The sequence below is a fragment of the Ruegeria sp. EL01 genome (assembly GCF_900313035.1).
GTDB lineage: Bacteria > Pseudomonadota > Alphaproteobacteria > Rhodobacterales > Rhodobacteraceae > Ruegeria.
Genome location: NZ_OMPS01000036.1, coordinates 42,750 through 63,505 on the forward strand (window position 1 = coordinate 42,750; position 20,756 = coordinate 63,505).

The window sequence follows — 20,756 nt, forward strand, 5'->3', positions numbered from 1 at the left end:
CGCAAATTGTTACTTTTCTTCTTCATGCTGGGGTCGCGAGATCGAGAATCTGGGCTATACGGTACGATTGATTGCACCCACCTATGTGAAGCCGTTTATCAAAAGACAAAAGAACAATGCACCTGACGCTGAGGACATCGTAGAGGCAGCCTTACGCCCAACTATGCGTTTCGTCATTCAAGCAGTTTGCTGCACTCGCAGCTTAATTGCATCCAGTGGCTCCTTCTGCTTGGCCTTTAAGAACTTTGCGACTGAACCTTGTTGGCGCGATATTCCCTGGGCGAAAGGCCAAATTCCTTGCGAAACAGCGTGGAGAAATGCTGAAAGTTCTGGAAGCCATTGCGGAGCGCAATTTCGCTGATCGTCAGTGAGGAAAACCGCACGTCCTGCAAGTTTGCAGCAACTTGTGATAATCGCTGCGCTCGAATGAAACCGGAAATTGACTGGTCTTCCTTGCTGAATATTTCGCCCAACCTCCGAACCGACAGCCCGATCTCCCCTGCTACAATAGTCCGGTTTAAGTTAATATTGTCTAAATTTTCACGGATGAAGCTTTTTGCACGGATCAGAGTCATCTGTTCTGGAGAAGACAACTCGACTTTCTGCGTGGTCAGGCTGGCCAAGCCAGCGGCAACCATATCAATCATTGTGTCCTGCAACGTCGCATTCAACGTCAAGTTATTTGGCGTGAATTGCTCTGTGAAGGCGAGTAAATTTTGCCCAATCAGCCGGCCTATTTGAGCTTGACCATCAATACGTTTACCACAGAGCGCCCTCGCATTGGGCAGGCGCGCTAGCAATTTTCCAACGGGAACCCGCACAACAAGCTGCGAGAACTGATCCGTAAGGTCCAACTGGTAAGTAGCGGATGTCAGGTAAAGCGCCATGTCGCCTGGCGCTAAGAGCGCAACATTACCGAGCTGTCCGATCCGCGCATGTTTTGCGGTTTGAAGGCTGAACAGAAATGCTTCATCGGAGCTGGACTGAATGTCCCGTTTTCGCCGCATAACTGAATGGGTCGCTCCAGTTATGCGCGAAATCTCGATCGAAGAATGCCGTTCAATTTCGATCGATCCATTGAAGTCCCCTCGATTTTGAGCGTCGCAACCCAATCGCACGTAGGTCTCACAAATAGCGTCATGCCAGTAGGCAAAGCGATCTGCTGAAGTCAAGCCTGATGTGTTGTATCGCAATGGAACCCCTCCAATTTAGGTTCACTTTCGGTCAGTTCCGTGCAGCCAACTCAAAAACACAAGTTTTTCTGCCCAATTTGCAAAGCAGGTCATCCGAGGCTGGATCATAACTATCCATCATTCGGGAGGCAAACATGTCACAACAATTTTCAGTCGCCGCGGTTCAGGCCGCCCCTTGTTTTCTGGACCTAAAGGCCGGAATCGACAAGGCTATTCATTTTATCGAACAGGCCGCTGCCAGTGGGGCCAAATTAGTGGTGTTTCCAGAAACCTGGTTGCCAGGGTACCCTAATCACATCTGGCTTGGCCCTGTTGCCTGGCAGATGCAGTTTGTTGGCCGCTACTTTGAGAATTCACTTGTTGCCGGATCGGAGGAAGACAAAGCGCTGGCGGAGGCTGCCCGAGACAACCATATCCAGGTGTCGATGGGACTAAGTGAGCGTGCTGGAGGGTCATTGTACATCGCGCAATGGCACTATGATCAGGATGGCGAGATCATCAAGCGGCGACGAAAATTGAAACCGACACATGTTGAACGCACGGTTTTTGGCAATGGTGATGGTTCAGATTTGCACGTTGCCGATACGTCTTTAGGCAGTATCGGCCAACTGTGTTGTTGGGAACATATTCAGCCGCTGACCAAATACGCAATGTATTCTCAGAACGAACAAATTCACTGTGCAGCTTGGCCCAACCTCGCGCTCTACGAAAGCACGGCCTATGCCTTAGGGCATCAAGTGAACAATGCCGCCAGTCAAGTCTACGCCGTCGAAGGTGGATGCTTTGTTGTTGCTCCTTGTGCGTTGGTCAGCAAAGAACAGCAAGATATCCTGTGTCAAGAAAACCCCGAGCGTATGGCTCTTTGCCCAACCGGCGGTGGATACAGCAAGATATACGCGCCGGATGGGCAATCGATTGGTTCAAATATTGACCATGACGCAGAAGGATTGGTTCTGGCGGATATTGATCTTGGAATGATCGCCTATGCCAAAGCCGCGGCAGACCCGGCAGGACATTACGCGCGCCCTGACGTCACGCGTTTGTTGTTTAATAACAACCCGCAACGACCGGTTATGAAGTTTGATCAGACTGCCGGCTTGCAAATTGACCCTATCGAAGAGCCACCCGAACCAATCTTGGTCGCTGAGTAAAATAAAATTATCAGGTGAGGGTTTTTGAAATTCGCACCCGCAGGCCTTGGATGATTTTTTGGATTGGAGAGAAAGTTGGTAAAAGTTGGAACTGCTCAATGGGCGCATAAGAATCAAGGTATTTTGACCCGGGCAGAGTACTTAAGTCTTCACTTTCAACTGCTGAGACTACAATTAAAGGAGTTTCAGGCATGGCTCGCGAAGAAGGGGGTCGTTGGTAAACCGCCTCTATTGACAAATATTGAGAGTGTCACTTTTCCTGACAGCGCGATTGCCAAACAAGCCGATGAATTGGTGCGCGATGTGTCTTCGGAAGCGCTGCACTTGCATTGCGTCCGCACCTATGTTTGGGGCGTTATGCTTGGTAAACACGCGGGGCTCAAATTCGATCCCGAATTGTTTTATGTAGCGAGCCTGCTGCACGACTTAGGGCTGGTTGAGCCACATATTAAAAAGACAGATTGCGCGTGTTTTGCTGTAACCGGGGCGCACCAAGCCAAATCCTTTGTATTGGCCCATGGATGGGCCCCGGAAAAGGCGGATCGGGTTTTCGAGACCATTAGTTTGCATCTGAATTTGGACGTTCGGTCCTCAGAGTTTTTTGCCGAAGCACAGATGCTGGCGCACGGGGCTCACTTGGACGTGGTCGGAGCACACTATAACCGTTTGTCGCCATTTACAGTCGACAGTGTTCTAAGCAGGTATCCCCGAACGGGGTTTGTCGAAGAAATTTCAAGTCACATAGACACACCGCACAACCGAATGTCACGAGCTGAGATGTTGGGATCATTAGGTTTTTCAAAACGGGCACACGCAAATCCATTGAACCGACATTAACCTGGTTGCAACGCCCATTCAGTGGACCGGGCTCTGCTTCTGCACTTCAAATGACCTGCTCCCCTAAAAAGTCCGGTGTTTTGAGTGGTCTGTTCTCCAACAAGGAGGCAGGCGATGAAGAAAAGCCGTTTTAGCGAAGAACAGAGATGGTCGCGGGATTTCGGACCAGTTGTTAAGGTGGGTCGACTGATGAGCGAGGCGACCCAATATGAAGAAACGAAAGAACCATTCGCTCGAGATTAGGGCCCGCGATCACGTCTCTTCTTTCAAATGCAACTCCAATTGGAGCCATCTAGGTTTGGACGGGCAAACATCAGAATTTCTAGCGCTTTATCTTAACTTCTGCTCATCAAAGGCTGCGAAGCTTCTGAACATGCTTTTTAACGATAGGGGCGAAGAGCGGACCACCGTGCCCGAGAAAGAAATGATGGCAGTTGCTTTTCAGCAAACCTTCCAATGATCTTGCAACTTCGTGTGTATCTTCTTCAAAAGGAGGTTGCTTCGGTCTATTGCGAAAAGCTATGCCTCCAAGCAAAATACCCGAGGCCAGCAAATCGCCGGCAATCACGCGACCATCCTTCAGGATAACCGAAATCGATCCGGGCGTGTGACCCGGCGTATATGTTACGCGTGCCGGGATCCCATAGGTTTCAAGATCGACTTCTTGACTACCCATGATGATGTCCGGTGTAAAATATGTAAAAGGCTGCTGAATTGCGCGGGTCGTTCTGAACACACGACCAAATATCCCACTTGGCCGCAACAGCGGTGCCCTCCCCTGACAATAAGGAACTTCTGCTTTGTGCGCGAGAACTGGTGCGGATGAGAGGGCTTGAATGTCAACCGCAGACCCGGCGTGATCGATATGTGCATGTGTCAGGACAACCAACCGAAGATTGGACCAGTCCAATTCGTATTTCCACAGCGCATTTTCAACCTTCTCGCACGAATTAGGCAGACCCGTATCAACCAACACCGCACTGTCGCCCGTAACGATAAGATAGGCGTTCAGCATGCCAAATGGCAAAACAGGAATGATTTCGATGGATGTTGTTGTCATTTTCAAAGATCCAGTAGGGGAACAAGCTTGTGAATGACGACTGTTTAACTAGGCTGCAATTAGGTACTTTTTTGTAACCAGAGGTTCCCGAATAAGCACATGACACCACCTGACAGGCCTTGGGCCACACCTGAGACGGATGAATGCCCCGTGGCGGATACGTTGCGCCTCCTCAAGGGCAAGCATGGCCCAAAAGTGCTTCACTGCCTGATGAGCGGAGAGATGCACTTTCTGGAGTTGCACCGTACGCTTATGACCGTCAGCCGAAAGGTGTTAGCCGCCCAATTGTTGGACTTCGAACAAAGCGGTTTGATTGTGCGTATCGAGAAACCGGAGACCAGGCGGCGGGTTGGCTATTCGCTAACGGTGAAAGGTCAGGCTTTATGTTCCATTCTCTCACAACTTTACGCGTGGAGCTCGGACTTCACCCAAGTTGCAAACCCGAAGCTGACTGCCAAACACGATGGCGCAACATAGGCGGCAGATAAAACGCCATGATGTTCCACAGGCCATAGAAAACCGATTCCGTGAATGGCTTCGCTTTGAGCCGGTTGTACGGATCGCTTACGAAACCGATCTTCATGACTGTTGCAGCATCTGGTTCTCCGGCTTGGGGCTCTCTCGTTGAAACCGCCGCGGCGTGAACGACGACTTACTGCATAACGCATTGGGCTTCTTGCTCATCCAGTGTTAAACCTGACGGCGCGAGAATTTGCGCGTGGCTTTTGTCCGCATCACTGTCAAATATCACGTCGAACAACCCAAGGTGCTGCGCCAGTACCAGTGCAATTTCTGTGTCACCGCCGGCCTCTCCAACCGGGGCGCTCGCTGGGGGCGAAGCTGGATGCGGCGCATCCCTTCAAGACTGGCATCGAAGCCGGTTCTGAGCTCCGAACGCTCCCAGGACGTTGCGCGGGCAGAACGATATTGGAATTTTTGCTGTTTCATTCAGAAAAAAGTCGGTGCGCGCGTGGATTCAAGTTGTTCCAAGGCAGCCTTGGCGCGCGCTGTGCCCGGTTGTGCCGCCAGCAGGTTGCCGTCGAATGACATCTGCATGCGCACCGGGTCGGGGCCTGACCCAGAACAGCGGTATAGACATCCCGCGCCGTGACCCAGTCTAGTTTGCCCGGGCCTAGCGGTCTTTCGGCAAGTCCCAGTGCCCTGGCACGCTGAGCGTCGCTAAGCAGATCATCCGCAATGTCGTTGAAAGGCGCGGCCCCGCCCGGCACGTTGCCATTAATGGGCGCCCAATTGGTGTAGAGCGCCCGCCCAATCCTCGACGTGAACCGTCCGGACAATCTTACTGTTCCCTCTCAGCTATTCGAGCGTGCTCTTAACAGCGCCTTGCGCCAGATCAACTTGAACAGAGCAATTGGGGTCATTGGGTTGCGCGACAAGCGCTTTATATCTTCTTTCGCGGCCTTTGAGACCGCCTCACTTGCTTTTGACATATGCCCAGCATCCAGTGTGGGTTGCGGGTCATATTCGATCAACAGCTGGATTTTTTCGGCGGTCGGACGCCCTTCGATTTTCTCGATTAAAGCGAGTGCAAGGTCCAGCCCGGCTGAGACACCCGCTGCCGTCCAGATCTTGCCATCTTGGACAATCCGGTCACTTGGACATGGCGTTGCGCCAAGTTGTTTAATGCCGTTCATCGCGGACCAATGAGTCGTGGCGGATTTTCCTTTCAAAAGCCCAGCGGCCCCTAGGATGACTGCCCCAGAACACACAGAGGTCGTGAACCTACTGCCAGCATGGACTTGCCGGAGCCAATCTGTCAGCGTCTTATCGGCAGCAGCAATCAGCGTGTTGGCCTCTGATCCGGGCACAAGGACAATATCCGCATCGGGTGTTTCTGCGAAGGTATGTGTTGCCCCGATAAGCAGAAGACCACGATCATTAGGGACCGGTCCTACCTGATGTGCGACAAAACGAATATCCACATTTGGCAGGTACTTCAGCAGTTCATACGGACCAAGGGCGTCCAATGCGGTAAGACCGGTGTAAAGCACGATTGCGATACGCATTCATTTATCCTTTGACGGAGGAGCCAATACCGGGGCAAAGGCGATGATAAATTCCAGGAGTACGGCGAGCAGGGCGCTTGCCGAGTGTGAACCGACACCCATCCCATTTGAAGTTGCGAGCATACGCACCTCCTCATCGTCCGTCGCATTGGTTTTCGATTATCCCAGAAGATCAAGGGCTCGAATTCGGAACACCTTCCTTGCTTCTACATCAAAAACGTCTTGCGCGGAGTTTGGCACAAGCACTTGCCAGGCAGGACCATTGGGGTTTGCCATGCCAGTTATTTTCCGGGGTGTCGTTCGGGAGGCTGTTTCATAAGCTGTGTTTTTTTGGTGAGGTTTGTGCAACTACAGCCGATCGAGAAGGACATTGGGAAAACCGACTTCCAGCGCAACCCTTAGTGCTGTGACGCGCTCGAAAGAACTGTTCAAGCATGTTATGTGGGGTTCGGCCACTGATTTCTGTGAACAGGAATGCTGGGCCAGAGTGTTTGTCCGAATCTGCCCAGCATCTGCAAGACCCTAGGCACTTGCCTCAACCGCCCTCTGTTTTCCATTTCGCAGGCCAAAGATAGCGAGTGCCACGATTGGGAAAAACAGCCAGCCCTGGGGCATGGTCACATAGGACAAGCCAACGCTTGGCGGTAGGAGAACACCCCAGATCCCGATACATGCCATCATGATTGTTAGGAAAACGACCAGCTCGGTCGAGTGTCTGACAATTGCCGACCACAGATAGCCCGCAGCGACGGCCCACAGCACAATGGTCACGATGTGCCAGCAGAAGAAGTTTAGGTACTTCGCGCGCGCCTCCAGCGCCGAGGCCAAAAGCGGATCCGCGACCTCAGGCGTGCCAACAAACGTATGCAACGCCGCAAGGGCCGCTGCACCAATGCCAGTGACAAGTTGGATTTTTTTCATCTCAGATTTCCTTGCGGCTGTAGGTCTCAGTGCCCCGTACCATCGGTTTGCGCCACTCCTCGATCAATACAACGCTGTCTTCGTTCCCTAGAACTTTTTGTGACAAGAAACCTTGTTGCGCGCGCCGCGCGGTGATGGTTTTTATGCGTTGATCAGTTAGGTGACCCCCAAACCGGGTCACGGTCACGACGATCTTGGTTTCTGGTTTCGCCAACGCCTGAATCGGCGTGACCAAAACCACAGCGCTTGCTGCGATCATGGTCAGTGCATCCCGGCGAGTGGGCAAAGAATTTTCCTGCGTCTTCATATCGCAACCCGGTCGTAATATTGCACATCAGGTGGGCCGGCCATGAAGGATAAAAGCTGTTCCATGACACCATTCTCAGTGATGGACGCAATATAGGCCTGATGGTGCGCACGAGATTTCCATTCTTCAAGGATCAACAGCTTATTGGTCTCCTCATCAAACAGGATCGACACAGACAATGCCCCCTCGAATCCCCGTACTGCGGGTAGCTTCTCCTCCAGAAACACCTGCAGATCGGCATAGGCGTTGTCCTGAACGACCAGTTCCAATGTTACCCAAATACTCACGTTGATCTCCTTCGTTGTGTGCGTGTTTCTTACGGCGACACAAAATTCGGAAATACACCCCACACCACAAAAATGCCGGAAATCGCGCGCAATATGGGGCAATCTGTCGTCTGGTGTGATAGACAAGAAATTGGCATGCAAGTAAAAAATAAGCGAGCTCTGCATGGCATCCAGAACACATCAAACATTGGCAAATCTTGGGCTGGATGGCACGCAAGCCCTTGTCATTCCACAAGGATTACATGATTTTGCAGATGCGCAAGTTGTCATGGAACATGGGCAAAAGGCGATTTTTCACAAACGCATTCTGTCCAACGCCTTTGGTGTGGAGTTTTACAACAGCTGCCCATGCCTGGGGTATGTCATCAAAGGCAAAGAGGTGTTTTTCACCCCCGCAGGTGAAGAGATCACGGTTCATGCCGGTGAGATGGTTTTGCTGCCGAGGGACGTATTCATGGTGTCCAATTTTTCAAGCACGGATGGACCGTTGGAAGCGTTGTTGTTCTTCTTTGACGATGCCGTGATCCGCGAGTTTGAGCGGCAAAGCTCAGGTCGGGCCACTCATCCCACGTCTCGTATTGGCGCTTACAAGATTGAACAACATGACAGTTTTCGCGGATTCATGCGCTCGATGATTGACATCTATAAATCCATCGATGGAACGCGGGAATTGCTGCATACCAAGCTGATGGAAGTGCTGTTCCTGATCGCAGCAGAAGATGACCCCAAACGCCTTAGATCATTTCTACATGAAAATTGTTCTGACAGTGGAAAACGCAATATTCGCCACCTGATGCGAGAACACTGCGCCTATAACCTTAGCGTATATGACTATGCGCATTTGTCAGGGCGGTCCGTGTCGGCATTCAACCGGGAATTCAAACGACAATATGGCGTTGCCCCGAGCAAATGGTTGATCGAACAACGCCTGACGCGCGCCCACGATGCCGTGTTATCAACCGATACATCGATCACGGAAATAGGCTTTGAGATCGGATATGAAAGCACGTCCCACTTCATAGCCCAATTCAAATCACTGTTTGGAATAACCCCCAAACAACTGCGTTTGGAGCAGCTATAGCGAACATTCTTGAGTCACTGAGAGCTTGGCTAGATCCAACCATCCGAGTCCAATTGGGGTTATCAAAGGAACGTAGCCTTTCCAGTTAAATCTGTTCGGGCTAGCTTTTTTGCTAGAGATCCCGATATCTCCATCGACTCGCCTTTTCGTTTTTATGGGCTCAATCAGAACTCCCCGTTGAAACCGGTCATTGGCGAAATTGCAGCGAAGGGTAATATTGCCCGCACTTGGCTGGTTCACGCTTGGGATGTGTCGCAAACTATGGGGTCTAGTTGACGAGCCTGCGTGATCTGAGGTTTGTACTGGTCGAAAAATTTCGAACAGGTTATTTGAGCATGATCTCGTTAAAGGGCTGCCATTTCCCCAAGGATGCAGTTTTGTACGCTGTGTACTTCTATTTGCGGTACACAGTGTCGTATCGGGACTTGGAAGAGATCATGGCCGAACGAGGCGTGCAGGTGGATCACGCTACTCTCAACAGGTGGGTCGTGAAGTATTCGCCAATAATTGCTGCGACAGCGCAATCGAAGAAGCGCTCAACACTGAGTTCCTGGCGCATGGACGAGACATATGTTCGTGTTCGCGGCAAGTGGATGTACCTCTATCGGGCTGTCGACAAAGTTGGGAACACCCTTGATTTCATGCTGTCTGAGCGGAGAAATCGACCAGCAGCATCCAGGTTCTTCGCCAAAGCACTGTCTTCCAATGGAATTCCAAACAAGATCGTCATTGACAAAAGTGGAGCCAACGCGGCGGGCATTCGAGAAGTGAACAAAATCCTCAATCGATTTGGCTGCCCAGCCAAAATCCAAACGGTCAGGTCAAAGTATTTGAATAACATGATTGAGCAGGACCATCGGTTCATAAAGCGTCGCGTCCGGCACATGTGCGGGTTCAAATCGTTCAGATCCGCCTCGGCCACTCTGGATGGCATCGAGGTCGCTAACATGATCCGAAAGCGCCAATTCCCCGGCCCTACGACCTCAGGCTTTCAACTATTTGCTCAGATCGCAGGATAAGTGTGTCCGGTGTATTGCAGCCTCTGGACTGCCGAAAAGTTTGCGACACAACCAAGAGCTTTACGTGGGTCTGGACGTGCATAAGGACACGATTGAGGTGGCGGTTGACCAATACCCTGACTGAGACCGGGAAGACACCCAGTTTCTGCTATGAAGCCGGTCCCTGCGGATATGGGTTGCATCGGTTGCTGACAAAGCTCGGGTTTGAATGCGCTGTTGTCGCGCCATCGATGATCCCACGCAAGACCGGAGATCGGATCAAGACCGACCGACGCGATGCCATCATGCTGGCTCGGCTCTGGCGGGCGGGGGAATTGACCACAATCTGGACGCCGGATGAGGAACAGGAGGCGATGCGAGATCTGATCCGCACACGCAAACAAGCCAAGGATGCAGTGAAGGTGGCCAAGCAACAATTGCTCAGTTTTTTGTTACGTCACGGGCTTCGCTATCAGAACGGTAAATACTGGACCATGCGTCACCGCCGCTGGCTGGCCGAGTTGCGCCGATTTCCCTATCCGCATCAACAACTGGCTTTCGAAGAGCTGAAGCGCACAATCGATCAATGTGAAATCCGGGTTGCGACGCTGGACAAGGCCATAGAAGACGCAATCTCCGGGTGGTATTTCGCACCTGTTGTTGATGCCTTGCGCGGCCTGCGCGGCGTTAACACCACGATCTCCGCAACCGTCGTGGCCGAGATCGGCGATATCACCCGCTTTGACAACCCGCGTCAACTGATGGCCTGGCTGGGTTTGGTTCCAAGTGAACATTCCAGTGGCTCGACCACAAGGCGCGGCCGGTTGACGAAAACCGGCAACGCCCTGGCGCGCACGATGCTGGTCGAAGCAGGATGGTCCTACCGGCACCCACCGAATGAGGGGCATCCTTATCTGAAACGCTCGGCCCATCTGCCACAAGAGATCAGGGACATCGGCTGGAAAGCTCAGACCCGCCTATGCAAACGGTTCCGCCATCTCAGTCGAGCAGGCAAACCACAACCACGGGTGTTGTCGGCCATCGCTCGCGAACTGGCCGGGTTCATCTGGGATATTGCGCGGAGAACACCGTTACCCGCCTGGGCTGACTCATCATCTGCCTGTGCAGAACGCTGGAGACGGCGGCCACTGATAGGGGAACCCTCGGCGTACTATCGGATGAATCTCCGGCCTTAGACAGAGGTAAGCCCGCATCGTATTAGGTAAGGCGGTAACCAACCCGCGGATGAGAGCATGATAACCATCGGTTCGACACGCACGTCTTCAGCGCCATGCACAGGCTACAAATTTTGACCATCCCACACCAGCGGGGTAGTCTCATCGTGTCGGGAATACCAAAAAACGCTCATGAGATGATACGATTTCGCCCCGAGCCGGACTCGACCCCAACCACTGCAGAGAAACTCACGCGATTGGGTGCTACACGGACTTTTTTGCGAGCTGTTTAAGCGTGTATCCGGTGTTTTTGCGACAAAATTCGCTTAGCGCGCGCATTGACGTAAAGCCCAGCTCTGCGGCCAAATGTTCCCCGTAGTCCATGTTAGATAGCCGGATCAGAACATATTCCTTACGCGCATTGAGCACGACCTTTCTGAAGCTCATTTTTTGTTGCTTTAGGCGTCGCAGCAAGGTGCTTCGTGAGATGCCCAGTTTCGATGCCGCTTGATGAATTGACAGAACCGCCGGCAGGCATTCGGAAGCCAATTTTCTTAGGTTGAGCAGAGCTTGATCAGTAGCCGCGGGTAGTTGCGATGTCCGATGAACTTCTTCTAGCAGCACTTTGTTCAAGCGATCATTCCGAACGCCAACACCTTGCCCAATGAGTGAGTATGGATACAGGGCATACCCTTCATCTGGTGGGCAATCAAATTCGATGTTAGCAGTTGTTAGTTTTTGAAATGTTTCAGAGAAACTTTGTTTGGGTAGGCTTGTTTTATATGTGATTAGCTTGGCCTCTTCTGGAAGATGCCATTTGTAGAATGCTGTCTCCCCCAGTATTAGCAGTGTCATTAGGATGTGCCAGTGCCGGTCCTTAAATTCGATTGTTGGTCGAACTCTCACAATCAAGCCTTCCGCTAGCGGCTCGTAGGTGGCAGAGAAAACTGGAAGGTAGGCGGTCTCTTTTGAGAAGAGGTCTCGAAGCGCTGTCACGATGTTTACACTGGTTTCAGTATAGGTTGTCCACAGCTGGTGCGCGCCGTATCGCCACAAGTTGGTCGCAAGCAATGGCCAATGTTCTCCAATCTTTCGGTCTGCTACATCAAAATAATGGAATACCTCATCTAAAGTGAAATCGCTTTGAAGATCAGAGAGCTTTGGCAAGTCGTCTTTCAATCGGTCGCCAAACTGGTTTCTAAACTGCTCGCGCAAGAAGCCAGGAAAAACTATCGGGCGTTGAGTTACGTTTTGCATTTCTAGTTCCAGTAACGCACAAACATCTTGAAACTTCAGTTCAGAACCGAACGAGTGCGCCCTTATTTGATACTGTTCGCATCTCAAGGGTACACTGGAAAATCTCTGTGATAAGCGGAAACTGCAAAAAGCACGCATAGGTATAACAAAGGCTTCCACTTCATGTCAAAAACTTGTCAATTACTAACTAATTAGTGTACTCTCGCCACAATTCAGATTGGGCAAAAACTGAGCTACTCAAAATGTACTCAATATCCGAATCAGAAGGATTCGGGTGAATCGTAATCAAAGGCTTAATCTAGTCGGTTTTGGTTCTTCATCGTCACAATTTTTTTGGGACTTGTGACGTGTTTTGAAGCTATGGGCGTTGATTTGCTCTGTGTCGCCGAATTGTTCATGCATCCCTCTTCTAACGCACTAGTCTTCCACCATCTCAGTTCTTCATCGTTTCGGGGAACTAGTTTGTAGTTTTGACGGCCCGGGATTGTGCCATTCAATCCTCGATCTGATCTGAGTGAACGTGGATTGCCCATCAAGCGCACGGATGCGCCACGCTCGATTGGGTCAGAGTAAATTAACAAGTGTGCCTGAGGTGTATGTGTAATGAATGACGATCAATATTTGGAAACTGCAACCGCAGGTTTTTCAACGCGACGCTCTTCCCGTGATCCGGACACAACTGACGATCTAGTAGACTCAACGATCCGGAAATACAGCGATCTGTACGAAGAAAGCAGTAAATCAAAATACATATCGATAGAAGCTGCCATGATCCTTTTTGAAGAAGAGCGCCATCGCGTTTCGCTTTATGCAATCCCTGTCAAGGATTCCCGTTTGGAGCGCCCGCGATGGACACTGAAGGTCATCTACGACACTGGTCCGCAGTACACTCTTCATAGCCGCAGTCGGCATAGCAGCCCGATATATGCCAACGCACCCAATGGTGTGTACGGCATCGCGGCCGAGGTTGGGGCCGAACTGGTGGTTCTGTGTATGCCCACTGAGTGAACAAGCAATCAGCGGCTGTGCAGGGGTGCGCATCGCTGACTAAGCAATACGAAAACGGGGTGGACAACCACAGAGATGGAAATCGATGGCCAAGCCTATGTGGTGGCCACACAGTATAGCGTCAACGGTGAGGTTAGAGTCTATCGGGTCGATGACGATGGAACGGCAACTCTTTTCCAGACTTCGCAGAACTCAGAGGTATTTCAGCCTGGTCGACCGACACCATGACGAATTCACATACCAAGATGGGATTACGTTTGGGGGGCCGACGGCACGGTTCACACCGATGTGCCGCAGTCGCAACTAAGACAAACACATTTCCCCAGGAATAGGGTGCAGAAGAAAAATATGAGGTAAACCATGGCTGAGTATAATATTACACTGTTTTCACTTGGTATTATTCCTGGGGTTTCAGCAGGATCGACAAATGCTGGTCTTGCTTATAACAAGGGGGGGACAACCACGTTCTCGGCGTCCGGGACGCAGATCGTCATCGAAGATGACGACGCGATTGTAGAGGACTATTCAGACCTCTTTGTTCAGAACATTGAAACGGGCGCCGATGCGACACTTGTCAATGCGGTGACGATTGGGGGCACTACCTATCCTGCTGGTACTGTCGTCAACGCGATGGCGCAAGTTGAAGTGACCAATACCACGACGGGCGAAACCGGATTTGCGCAGATAATCGCTTTTGATCAGGACAGTAACGAGGCTTATCTGACTTTCCCCTTTCCTGTCACTGATGGCGATAGCCTCAGTTTCATCGCAACGGACAACTCCCCGCTTGATGGAAACGCTTTCTTGGCGACGCAGGATTATACCTATGATGTGTTGAACAACCCAACGCCTGATGGCCAAGTCGACGGTGAAGACACCGGCGAGGTGATGGGGCCGGACTATGACGATTCCGGTCAGGCCACGGATGGCGGAGGTGACATCATTGATGGGGCCGATGGTGACGATGATGTTATCTACGGCAATGGCGGTGATGATACCATTGATGCCGGTTTGGGCAATGACACCGTTTACGGGGGGACCGGCAACGACGACCTTAGCGGAGGTGAAGGCAACGATACTCTGAGCGGCGGCGATGGCCAAGATTTCCTCTTTGGTGGTATAGGCGCAGACAGTCTGCACGGTGGCGCAGACAACGATGAACTTCAAGGCGGCGATGGCAATGATACACTTTATGGAGACGCCGGAAACGATCTTCTTTTCGGTGAAGCTGGTGACGATCAGATAAGCGGGGGTGAAGGGGACGACGACCTTAGCGGAGGTGATGGTAACGATACTCTGAGCGGCGGCGATGGCCAAGATTTACTCTTTGGTGGTATAGGCGCAGACAGTCTGCACGGTGGCGCAGACAACGATGAACTTCAAGGCGGCGATGGCAATGATACACTTTATGGAGACGCCGGAAACGATCTTCTTTTCGGCGAAGCTGGTGACGATCAGATAAGCGGGGGTGAAGGGGACGATGCACTTTTAGGAGAAGATGGCGATGACACCCTTTTGGGTGGAAACGGCGACGACAGTTTGTGGGGCGATGGTGGCACAAATATAGTAACCGGTGGTGGAGGCGACGATACGTTTTTCTACACTGCTGGTGAGACACTTGATATCACCGATTTTGGCACAGGGTCGACTGATGCTGATGATGGCGATAACACCAATAACGACCGTATCTATCTTGCCGATTATTATACCAATCAATCGGAATTTGAGCAGGATCTGTCAGACGACGGAATTCTAAATCAATCCTCGGGTGACTTTACTGACAACACGTCAATGCTGGGGGGGCAGATCACCGGTCTCAACGGTCTGTCGGGCATTAGCGCTTCTTCGCTGCTTGAACAAACCGGTGTGCCCTGTTTTGTGCGCGGGACCCGCATTGCGACGGTTAAAGGCCTGATCGCGATTGAAGACCTGAATGTGGGCGACAAAGTCATAACTCGCGACGACGGTGTGCAGGAAATCCGTTGGATCGGGTCAAAGACTGTACCCGCAAAGAGACGGCTTGCGCCCATCAAGATCTCGGCAGGTGTGCTTGGCCCGAACGATCGAGATCTGTGGCTGTCGCCCAATCACCGAGTGCTTCGGGTGGGAGGCGAAAACAATCTTTTGTTTGGCACGGATGAAGTGTTTGTTGCCGCCAAGCATCTAGTTGGCCAGCATGGTATCACCCGAGAAGAGGGTGTTAACGTTCAGTATTTCCACATGATGTTCGACACCCACCAGGTCGTGCTGTCCAACGATATCTGGACGGAAAGCTACCATCCCGGGCACGAAACCTTGGGAAAAAATGCTGAAGTTCGCGCTGAGATACTTGAACTGTTTCCCGAGCTCGCTGGTTCGGGTGGTTTGTCCAACTACGGTGATACGGCCCGCATTGTTCTGAAGGCCTTTGAAAGCAGTCTTGTCGACTTGAATCCGGCGCTCCAGATGGGCTGATGGACCTCAGTAGACAGTGCTGAATTCTCACGAAAGATTGCTGTAAAATCAATCAGTAACAAGCCCTTACTGGGCCTTAGAAATGGTGAAGTAAAAGTGGCGAATTGTATGAAAAGAACTTTGGTTTTGGCGGGGCTTTGCATCTTGCCGCTAGAAACGGCAATCGCTCAGGAAACTCACGTTTTCAGGAATCCCTGCGAACGCGGGCCACTTCCAAAGGTTAGAACGATAAATGAGGTAAACCAGCAGTTCGTAAACTACCTGATGAGAATCCGCCCCAACTTGCCCCGCGCGACGGCCGAGTTGATAGGGTATCAGCTCTGTGAAGACCTGGCGTTGGTCAACGATTCCGCAGGATTAACGAGACGCCTAAATAGTTTGTTGGCCACGTATGGGGAACTTCATTCAAAGTAAACCAACCCGGCATGGTTCCATTTTCTATCTCTGCGGCCACCACTCGCAACCAACTACGCAGAGACTGCCTAGTTTCCCGCATTAGAGCACAGGCCGAAATGGAACCAGCTTCATCCGCACCTCGCGTTAAACGCTTAATGTGAGGTGTGGATGAAGCATCTATGGTGCCTGATGATGTCGTGTGTTGAGGCGCAGCCACATTTATCATTGATGCGCCTCTGTTTTCAGCGTGGCTGCAGTGAATGACGGTAATGACGGGCCGCACCTTATTAATTCATTCGTCGATATCTCTTATGGGCCGCTCCACAAAGGTGGCCGCATCCCTAGATTTCAACGGCTTCTGGGATCGTCAGCGCATTTTCAATGCTTGACACCAATGTATCGAACGGTGCCTTCCCTCTTTGAATGGCCGAATAATAGTTGAACCGAACGCAGGTTGCCAGCTTTACGTTTGATATGCACCACCTTTGTCCGCCACATCGAATGAGCGACCTGTTCATCCTGCGTGGAGTTCCTGCCTACATCCGCTCTGACAACGGCCCAGAGTTCATTGCTCAGGCGGTTCAGGACTGGATCAAAGCCGTCGGTGCCAAGACCGCCTATATCCAGCCGGGCAGTCCCTGGGAGAACGGCTATTGCGAAAGCTTCAACGCCCGGTTCCACGATGAACTATTAAACGGTGAAGCCTTCTACAACTTGCGCGAGGCTCAGATCCTGATCGAACAATGGAGGAGACACTACAACACAAAACGCCCCCGCAGTGCTCTGGGCTATCGCCCGCCAGCGCCTGAAACCATCATCCCGATGGATCACAGGCCGATGATGCACTAACAATCAACTTGGACCAGTCAGATGAGGCGGCTCATCCGCTTGTGGCCGCAAAGCAGGCATTTGCGGATCGTCTGGACGCCGCGCCCATCACATCCACTATTGTCGCACCGTCAGGGTTCTTTTCCGACATGGCGGATTTTCTGAATATGGCTAAGTCCGGCCGTGTCTGGCTGTTCGGAACCGGGCGCTTAAGGCTCAACCCGTACAGTTCCAATTGAAGTGGATGCCACTCTGTCGCTCAGCAGGCCACGCAGCAATGTGGGTTGAATGGAATGCCAATGGGCGCTCGAAAGCTGGAAAACAGCCCAGACTTGTTTGTGTTTATCATTAAGGGATTTCGATGAGTTATGAACAGGCTGTCAGCGCAATGCTGGCGTTAGACGGTGTCGTGGACTCGACAATGATGAAGACCCCATGCTTGCGCTATAAGGGCAGCTTCCTTGCGATGATGTTCGATAAAGAAGACGCGCTAATCATCAAGGTATCTCCCGAACGGGTGAATGAACTAGTCTCACAGGGTTTTGGCGTAGAATTCAACTTAACCAAGAAGCGCTTCAAAGAATGGGTGCTGATCCCCCTAAAGTATCAAGATGACTATGAAGCGTACATCTCGGAGGCATTAACCCATGCTCAAGAAAATATGTCGAAGTGACTTCAGCCGATAAATAGACCTGGCTAGGGTCAGGACACACTAACTGATTGAGTTTGTCACGCTGTCATGATTCACGCCCCCGAGCTTCGGGGGAACATGATGAGCAATTTGTGTTGGTTGATCGAGGCGCAGAGGCAGCGTCTCTGGCCTTTCTTTCCGAAGTATTGAGGGCGAGATCGTTTGGGTGATCGCTGTGTTCTGAACGGCATTATCTTCATCAATCGCAATGGGTTACGCTGGCGTGATGCCCCTGCGGAGTAAGGCCCGACAAAGACGCTTCATAACCGTTGGATGCGCTGGAGTGATATGGGCATATTTGCTCGGATCATGATGGCCTAGCTGAGCAGGCTCCCGACAACAAGACCATCTCGATTGATGTCACTTTCCTCAAAGCACATCGTACGGCATCCAGCCTGCGGTTAAAAAAATGGGGGCGAGGACGCCTGATCGGACTAACCAAGGGCGGTATGAACACAAAGCTGCATGCAGCAACAGATAACAGCGGCCGTCCGGTCCGCCGGTTTTTCACGGCAGGGCAAAGTCAACGGCGACACTGGAGCTGCCGTCTTAATGAACGGCTTTCCAGAGGCTGAATGGCTCATCGTGGACAGGGGATACGATGTCGACTGGTCCCGCGAGCCCCTTATAGAGAAGGGCACAAAGCCCTACATTCCTGGACACAAGTCGCGCAAGAAAACCGTCAAGTACGACAAACGCCGCTACAATAGGCGCAATCGTATCGAGAAAATATTCAGCGGGCTCAAGGATTGGAAGCGCGTCGCAACTCGCTACGACAGATCGTCAACCGTCTTTCTCTTCGCCATCGCGCTCGCAGCAACCGTCACATTCTGGTTGTGAATCCTGACCCGAAATTTAGCGAATGCACAGTGTTGCAAATTTATGCATGATACTGCATGAAGTTGCAGATGACCGATCTGAACAACCCGCATATTCGTCAACAAATGCTGCGCGAACGCCTCGATTCGGGCACGCCGTTAGTCGCAGCCGTATTGGCAGCTGAACTAGACATATCCATCGACACAGTGCGCCGCGACCTAATAGCACTTGAACAGCAAGGCGTGGTGCGTCGTGTGCGCGGGGGAGCAGTTCCGGTAACCGGACCAATGCCATCCTATTTCGACCGTGCCAGCATGCCTGACCCCAGCATTGCCCTGCTTGCTGAGAGAGCGATCCAAGTGATCCCGATTGGCGGGACAGTCTTTATCGATGCGGGTACGACCATGAATGCTTTGGCAGCCTGCATCCCGCTTGAGTTTCGAGGACTCATCATAACGCCCGCACCCTCCGTCGCGCTTGCCGCTTTGCATCGCGGTGTGCGCGTCCATCTGATCGGCGGGGCGCTTTGCCCTGAAGGCGCAATGGCAACTGGTGGGGATGCCGAGCACGCAGTATCGCAATTTGCGGCTGATCTGTGCTTTCTTGGCGCATGTGGGCTTTGGCCGGACTTTGGATTGAGCGCAGAGGACGTGCTGGAGGCAGGTGTAAAACGTGCGATGGCTCTCGCTTCCGCCAAAGTGTTCGTAGTCACCACGGCAGAGAAAATGCAAAGGCGCGGGAGGTACAAGGTTTTAGAGCTCACCGAAATGGATGGCTTGGTCACTGATGCGATCTTGGCGGACGCCCTGCCTTTCAAAAACGCAGGTATTGAGTTGATCCATGTCTAAACGTGATGCTTTGTGGCGAGAACAAAGTTGGCAAGCTGTTGTTGCAGCCTTCATCTTTAATGGCCTGTTGTTTGGGGCTTGGGCGTCGCGTGTTCCTGCGTTCAAAGGCGAGTTCGAGTTGGAGCCTTCGGTCCTTGGCGTACTCCTTCTGGCACTGGCAGGGGGGGCAATCGTTTCCTTTCCACTTGCCGGCGGATTGTCTGAGAGATGGGGAGCTGACCGGTTAACCTTCTGGTGCTCTTGGGGTTATGCGCCCGCGCTTGCCCTTTTGGCGCTGGCACCGTCGGCGCTTACCCTTGGAGTCGCACTATTCGTCTTTGGCGGGTTTCATGGTGCGATGGATGTAGCGATGAATGGTTGGGGCGCAAAGGTTGAGGAACGATTGGGGCGCAGCACAATGTCGATATTCCACGCAATGTTCAGTCTTGGTGCAGGGATTGGCGCAGCCAGCGGCTATGTTGCAGCGCGGCTGGAAATCACAACGATTTGGCATTTTGCTCTGGTTACTGCTTTTGGTAGCATCTTGGCGATCTCCGTGATGAACAAAGCTACAGTCGTAACATCCGAATTGCGAAATCCGATTAGCAAGCGGCCGTTTTTCTCGCTTCCATCTGGATCGCTGCTGCTTGTTGGCCTCATCGCGTTTTCAAATTCAGTGGGAGAAGGCGCAATGGCCGATTGGAGCGCAGTATTCCTGCGACTGACCTCGGACGCCGACGAAGCACGCGCCGCGCTTGGTTATGCTGTATTCAGCATCATGATGGTGCTCACTAGGCTGATCGGCGGCGTTGTTGTGGAGCGGTTGGGATCGGTCACAACCACGCGTGCCAGTGCTGGCATTACATTTGTCGGCCTCATGATCGCAATCTTTGGCGGTTCTTTTGCTACTGCCCTGTTTGGTTTTGCCTTGATGGGGATCGGCTATGCCGTTGTTATGCCGCTGGTATTCTCGCGGGCAGCCGCTGATCCAAACGTCCCCGCAGGACCTGCCATCGCAAGTGTTGCGACATTCGGGTATGGTGGCATGCTTCTTGGGCCGCCCATAATTGGATTTGTTGCCCAATTGATGGGTATACGCCTTTCGTTTCTGATCCTTGCAGCGCTCGCAATCTTGGCATTTGCTTTGGCGAGGCGGCTGAAAGTTACGTAAAGGAGCCGTTGGCGCAACCGCAGTGAAATGGTGCTTTATCCCGCCATCTGTAAGTTCGTCGAACCACAGGTTTTGCGGGCGCGGCGAATGACCGGAATGCGGGCTGCGACCGCAGCATCTGGGTTGGCTACTGGATGTCGGCTCTGGGCCATCCTCAGCGGTCAAATTGGTTGCTGCCAGGTACAATGCTGCGAGAGCTCCGATGGCGGCAGTGAGCCCGAATTGTGAATTTCGTTTTCTCGCTGCATGCGCGCGCAGCGCTATAAAT

At 52.1% G+C, this 20,756-nt stretch carries 19 protein-coding genes and 3 pseudogenes; 15 read left to right on the forward strand and 7 right to left on the reverse strand.

From position 1 onward, the window contains the following. Positions 1-25 precede the first annotated feature (25 nt). Positions 26-175, forward strand: a pseudogene (locus D9K61_RS13965) (IS110 family transposase); the annotation flags it as partial. Positions 176-236: 61 nt separating this feature from the next. Here the strand turns inward: D9K61_RS13965 and D9K61_RS13970 are convergent. After that, positions 237-1,193 (reverse strand): helix-turn-helix domain-containing protein, encoded by a 957-nt coding sequence (locus D9K61_RS13970; protein ID WP_120633830.1) that lies wholly within the window; start codon positions 1,191-1,193, stop codon positions 237-239. 134 nt (positions 1,194-1,327) lie between these two features. Here D9K61_RS13970 and D9K61_RS13975 point away from each other — a divergent pair, with 134 nt between their 5' ends. Together D9K61_RS13975 and D9K61_RS13980 are read left to right on the forward strand one after the other, a co-directional pair. After that, a complete protein-coding gene (locus tag D9K61_RS13975) occupies positions 1,328-2,344 on the forward strand; it encodes a carbon-nitrogen hydrolase family protein (protein WP_120633831.1) in 1,017 nt (338 codons plus the stop codon). 75 nt (positions 2,345-2,419) lie between these two features. Further along, positions 2,420-3,181, forward strand: a complete 762-nt coding sequence (locus D9K61_RS13980; protein ID WP_162946897.1) for an HD domain-containing protein — start codon at positions 2,420-2,422, stop codon at positions 3,179-3,181. A gap of 349 nt (positions 3,182-3,530) precedes the next feature. Here the strand turns inward: D9K61_RS13980 and D9K61_RS13985 are convergent, their stop codons facing one another. Then, positions 3,531-4,241, reverse strand: a complete 711-nt coding sequence (locus D9K61_RS13985; RefSeq protein WP_120633833.1) for an MBL fold metallo-hydrolase — start codon at positions 4,239-4,241, stop codon at positions 3,531-3,533. A 99-nt stretch (positions 4,242-4,340) separates the two neighbouring features. On the opposite strand from D9K61_RS13985, the gene D9K61_RS13990 reads away from it, so the two are divergent. Beyond that, entirely contained in the window at positions 4,341-4,718 is a 378-nt protein-coding gene (locus D9K61_RS13990) for a helix-turn-helix domain-containing protein (protein WP_120633834.1), read from the forward strand. A gap of 836 nt (positions 4,719-5,554) precedes the next feature. On the opposite strand, the gene D9K61_RS13995 is transcribed toward D9K61_RS13990, so the two are convergent. From D9K61_RS13995 to D9K61_RS14010, 4 genes are all read right to left on the reverse strand, one after another. After that, a complete protein-coding gene (locus D9K61_RS13995; protein WP_120633835.1) occupies positions 5,555-6,268 on the reverse strand; it encodes a DJ-1/PfpI family protein in 714 nt (237 codons plus the stop codon). A gap of 522 nt (positions 6,269-6,790) precedes the next feature. After that, positions 6,791-7,189, reverse strand: a complete 399-nt coding sequence (locus D9K61_RS14000) for a hypothetical protein (protein ID WP_120633836.1) — start codon at positions 7,187-7,189, stop codon at positions 6,791-6,793. Position 7,190: 1 nt separating this feature from the next. Next, complete coding sequence (locus tag D9K61_RS14005; protein WP_120633837.1) at positions 7,191-7,496, reverse strand: hypothetical protein; 306 nt, start codon at positions 7,494-7,496, stop codon at positions 7,191-7,193. Then, complete coding sequence (locus tag D9K61_RS14010; protein WP_120633866.1) at positions 7,493-7,783, reverse strand: putative quinol monooxygenase; 291 nt, start codon at positions 7,781-7,783, stop codon at positions 7,493-7,495. Before D9K61_RS14010 ends, D9K61_RS14005 begins: the two co-directional genes overlap by 4 nt. Positions 7,784-7,946: 163 nt before the next feature. On the opposite strand from D9K61_RS14010, the gene D9K61_RS14015 reads away from it, so the two are divergent. The 3 genes and pseudogenes from D9K61_RS14015 to D9K61_RS14025 all read left to right on the forward strand — a co-directional run. Continuing rightward, a complete protein-coding gene (locus D9K61_RS14015; protein ID WP_120633838.1) occupies positions 7,947-8,864 on the forward strand; it encodes an AraC family transcriptional regulator in 918 nt (305 codons plus the stop codon). Between the two features lie 335 nt (positions 8,865-9,199). Beyond that, a complete protein-coding gene (locus D9K61_RS14020) occupies positions 9,200-9,883 on the forward strand; it encodes an IS6 family transposase (RefSeq protein WP_120633839.1) in 684 nt (227 codons plus the stop codon). A gap of 40 nt (positions 9,884-9,923) precedes the next feature. Continuing rightward, positions 9,924-10,941 (forward strand): annotated as a pseudogene (locus D9K61_RS14025) (IS110 family transposase); the annotation flags it as partial. Positions 10,942-11,301: 360 nt separating this feature from the next. On the opposite strand, the gene D9K61_RS14035 reads toward D9K61_RS14025, so the two are convergent. Further along, positions 11,302-12,294, reverse strand: a complete 993-nt coding sequence (locus D9K61_RS14035; protein ID WP_162946899.1) for an AraC family transcriptional regulator — start codon at positions 12,292-12,294, stop codon at positions 11,302-11,304. A gap of 603 nt (positions 12,295-12,897) precedes the next feature. Here D9K61_RS14035 and D9K61_RS14040 point away from each other — a divergent pair. The 8 genes and pseudogenes from D9K61_RS14040 (at position 12,898) to D9K61_RS14080 (ending at position 20,488) form a co-directional block, all read left to right on the forward strand. After that, on the forward strand, positions 12,898-13,302 hold the full coding sequence (locus tag D9K61_RS14040; RefSeq protein ID WP_120633841.1) for a hypothetical protein: 405 nt from the start codon (positions 12,898-12,900) through the stop codon (positions 13,300-13,302). Between the two features lie 360 nt (positions 13,303-13,662). Beyond that, the gene (locus tag D9K61_RS14045) at positions 13,663-15,756 is read left to right on the forward strand and encodes a Hint domain-containing protein (protein WP_120633842.1); all 2,094 of its coding nucleotides are present in this window, start codon (positions 13,663-13,665) and stop codon (positions 15,754-15,756) included. Positions 15,757-16,653: 897 nt separating this feature from the next. Next, positions 16,654-17,001 (forward strand): annotated as a pseudogene (locus D9K61_RS14055) (integrase core domain-containing protein); the annotation flags it as partial. Between the two features lie 8 nt (positions 17,002-17,009). Further along, complete coding sequence (locus D9K61_RS14060) at positions 17,010-17,219, forward strand: hypothetical protein (protein WP_120633844.1); 210 nt, start codon at positions 17,010-17,012, stop codon at positions 17,217-17,219. A gap of 122 nt (positions 17,220-17,341) precedes the next feature. After that, positions 17,342-17,653 (forward strand): hypothetical protein, encoded by a 312-nt coding sequence (locus D9K61_RS14065; protein WP_120633845.1) that lies wholly within the window; start codon positions 17,342-17,344, stop codon positions 17,651-17,653. A gap of 483 nt (positions 17,654-18,136) precedes the next feature. Further along, positions 18,137-18,511, forward strand: coding sequence for a transposase (locus tag D9K61_RS27700; protein WP_256386754.1), 375 nt, complete (start codon positions 18,137-18,139; stop codon positions 18,509-18,511). A gap of 68 nt (positions 18,512-18,579) precedes the next feature. Continuing rightward, complete coding sequence (locus tag D9K61_RS14075) at positions 18,580-19,338, forward strand: DeoR/GlpR family DNA-binding transcription regulator (RefSeq protein WP_162946900.1); 759 nt, start codon at positions 18,580-18,582, stop codon at positions 19,336-19,338. After that, on the forward strand, positions 19,331-20,488 hold the full coding sequence (locus tag D9K61_RS14080; protein WP_120633847.1) for an MFS transporter: 1,158 nt from the start codon (positions 19,331-19,333) through the stop codon (positions 20,486-20,488). Before D9K61_RS14075 ends, D9K61_RS14080 begins: the two co-directional genes overlap by 8 nt. Positions 20,489-20,756: the final 268 nt, after the last annotated feature.

Coding starts and splice junctions, on each gene's coding strand:
- D9K61_RS13975 (WP_120633831.1), top strand. CDS start 1,328: ATGTCACAACAATTTTCAGTCGCCGCGGTTCAGGCCGCCCCTTGTTTT.
- D9K61_RS13985 (WP_120633833.1), bottom strand. CDS start 4,241: ATGACAACAACATCCATCGAAATCATTCCTGTTTTGCCATTTGGCATG.
- D9K61_RS13990 (WP_120633834.1), top strand. CDS start 4,341: ATGACACCACCTGACAGGCCTTGGGCCACACCTGAGACGGATGAATGC.
- D9K61_RS13995 (WP_120633835.1), bottom strand. CDS start 6,268: ATGCGTATCGCAATCGTGCTTTACACCGGTCTTACCGCATTGGACGCC.
- D9K61_RS14000 (WP_120633836.1), bottom strand. CDS start 7,189: ATGAAAAAAATCCAACTTGTCACTGGCATTGGTGCAGCGGCCCTTGCG.
- D9K61_RS14005 (WP_120633837.1), bottom strand. CDS start 7,496: ATGAAGACGCAGGAAAATTCTTTGCCCACTCGCCGGGATGCACTGACC.
- D9K61_RS14015 (WP_120633838.1), top strand. CDS start 7,947: ATGGCATCCAGAACACATCAAACATTGGCAAATCTTGGGCTGGATGGC.
- D9K61_RS14020 (WP_120633839.1), top strand. CDS start 9,200: ATGATCTCGTTAAAGGGCTGCCATTTCCCCAAGGATGCAGTTTTGTAC.
- D9K61_RS14035 (WP_162946899.1), bottom strand. CDS start 12,294: ATGCAAAACGTAACTCAACGCCCGATAGTTTTTCCTGGCTTCTTGCGC.
- D9K61_RS14040 (WP_120633841.1), top strand. CDS start 12,898: ATGAATGACGATCAATATTTGGAAACTGCAACCGCAGGTTTTTCAACG.
- D9K61_RS14045 (WP_120633842.1), top strand. CDS start 13,663: ATGGCTGAGTATAATATTACACTGTTTTCACTTGGTATTATTCCTGGG.
- D9K61_RS14065 (WP_120633845.1), top strand. CDS start 17,342: ATGAGTTATGAACAGGCTGTCAGCGCAATGCTGGCGTTAGACGGTGTC.
- D9K61_RS27700 (WP_256386754.1), top strand. CDS start 18,137: ATGCAGCAACAGATAACAGCGGCCGTCCGGTCCGCCGGTTTTTCACGG.
- D9K61_RS14075 (WP_162946900.1), top strand. CDS start 18,580: ATGACCGATCTGAACAACCCGCATATTCGTCAACAAATGCTGCGCGAA.
- D9K61_RS14080 (WP_120633847.1), top strand. CDS start 19,331: ATGTCTAAACGTGATGCTTTGTGGCGAGAACAAAGTTGGCAAGCTGTT.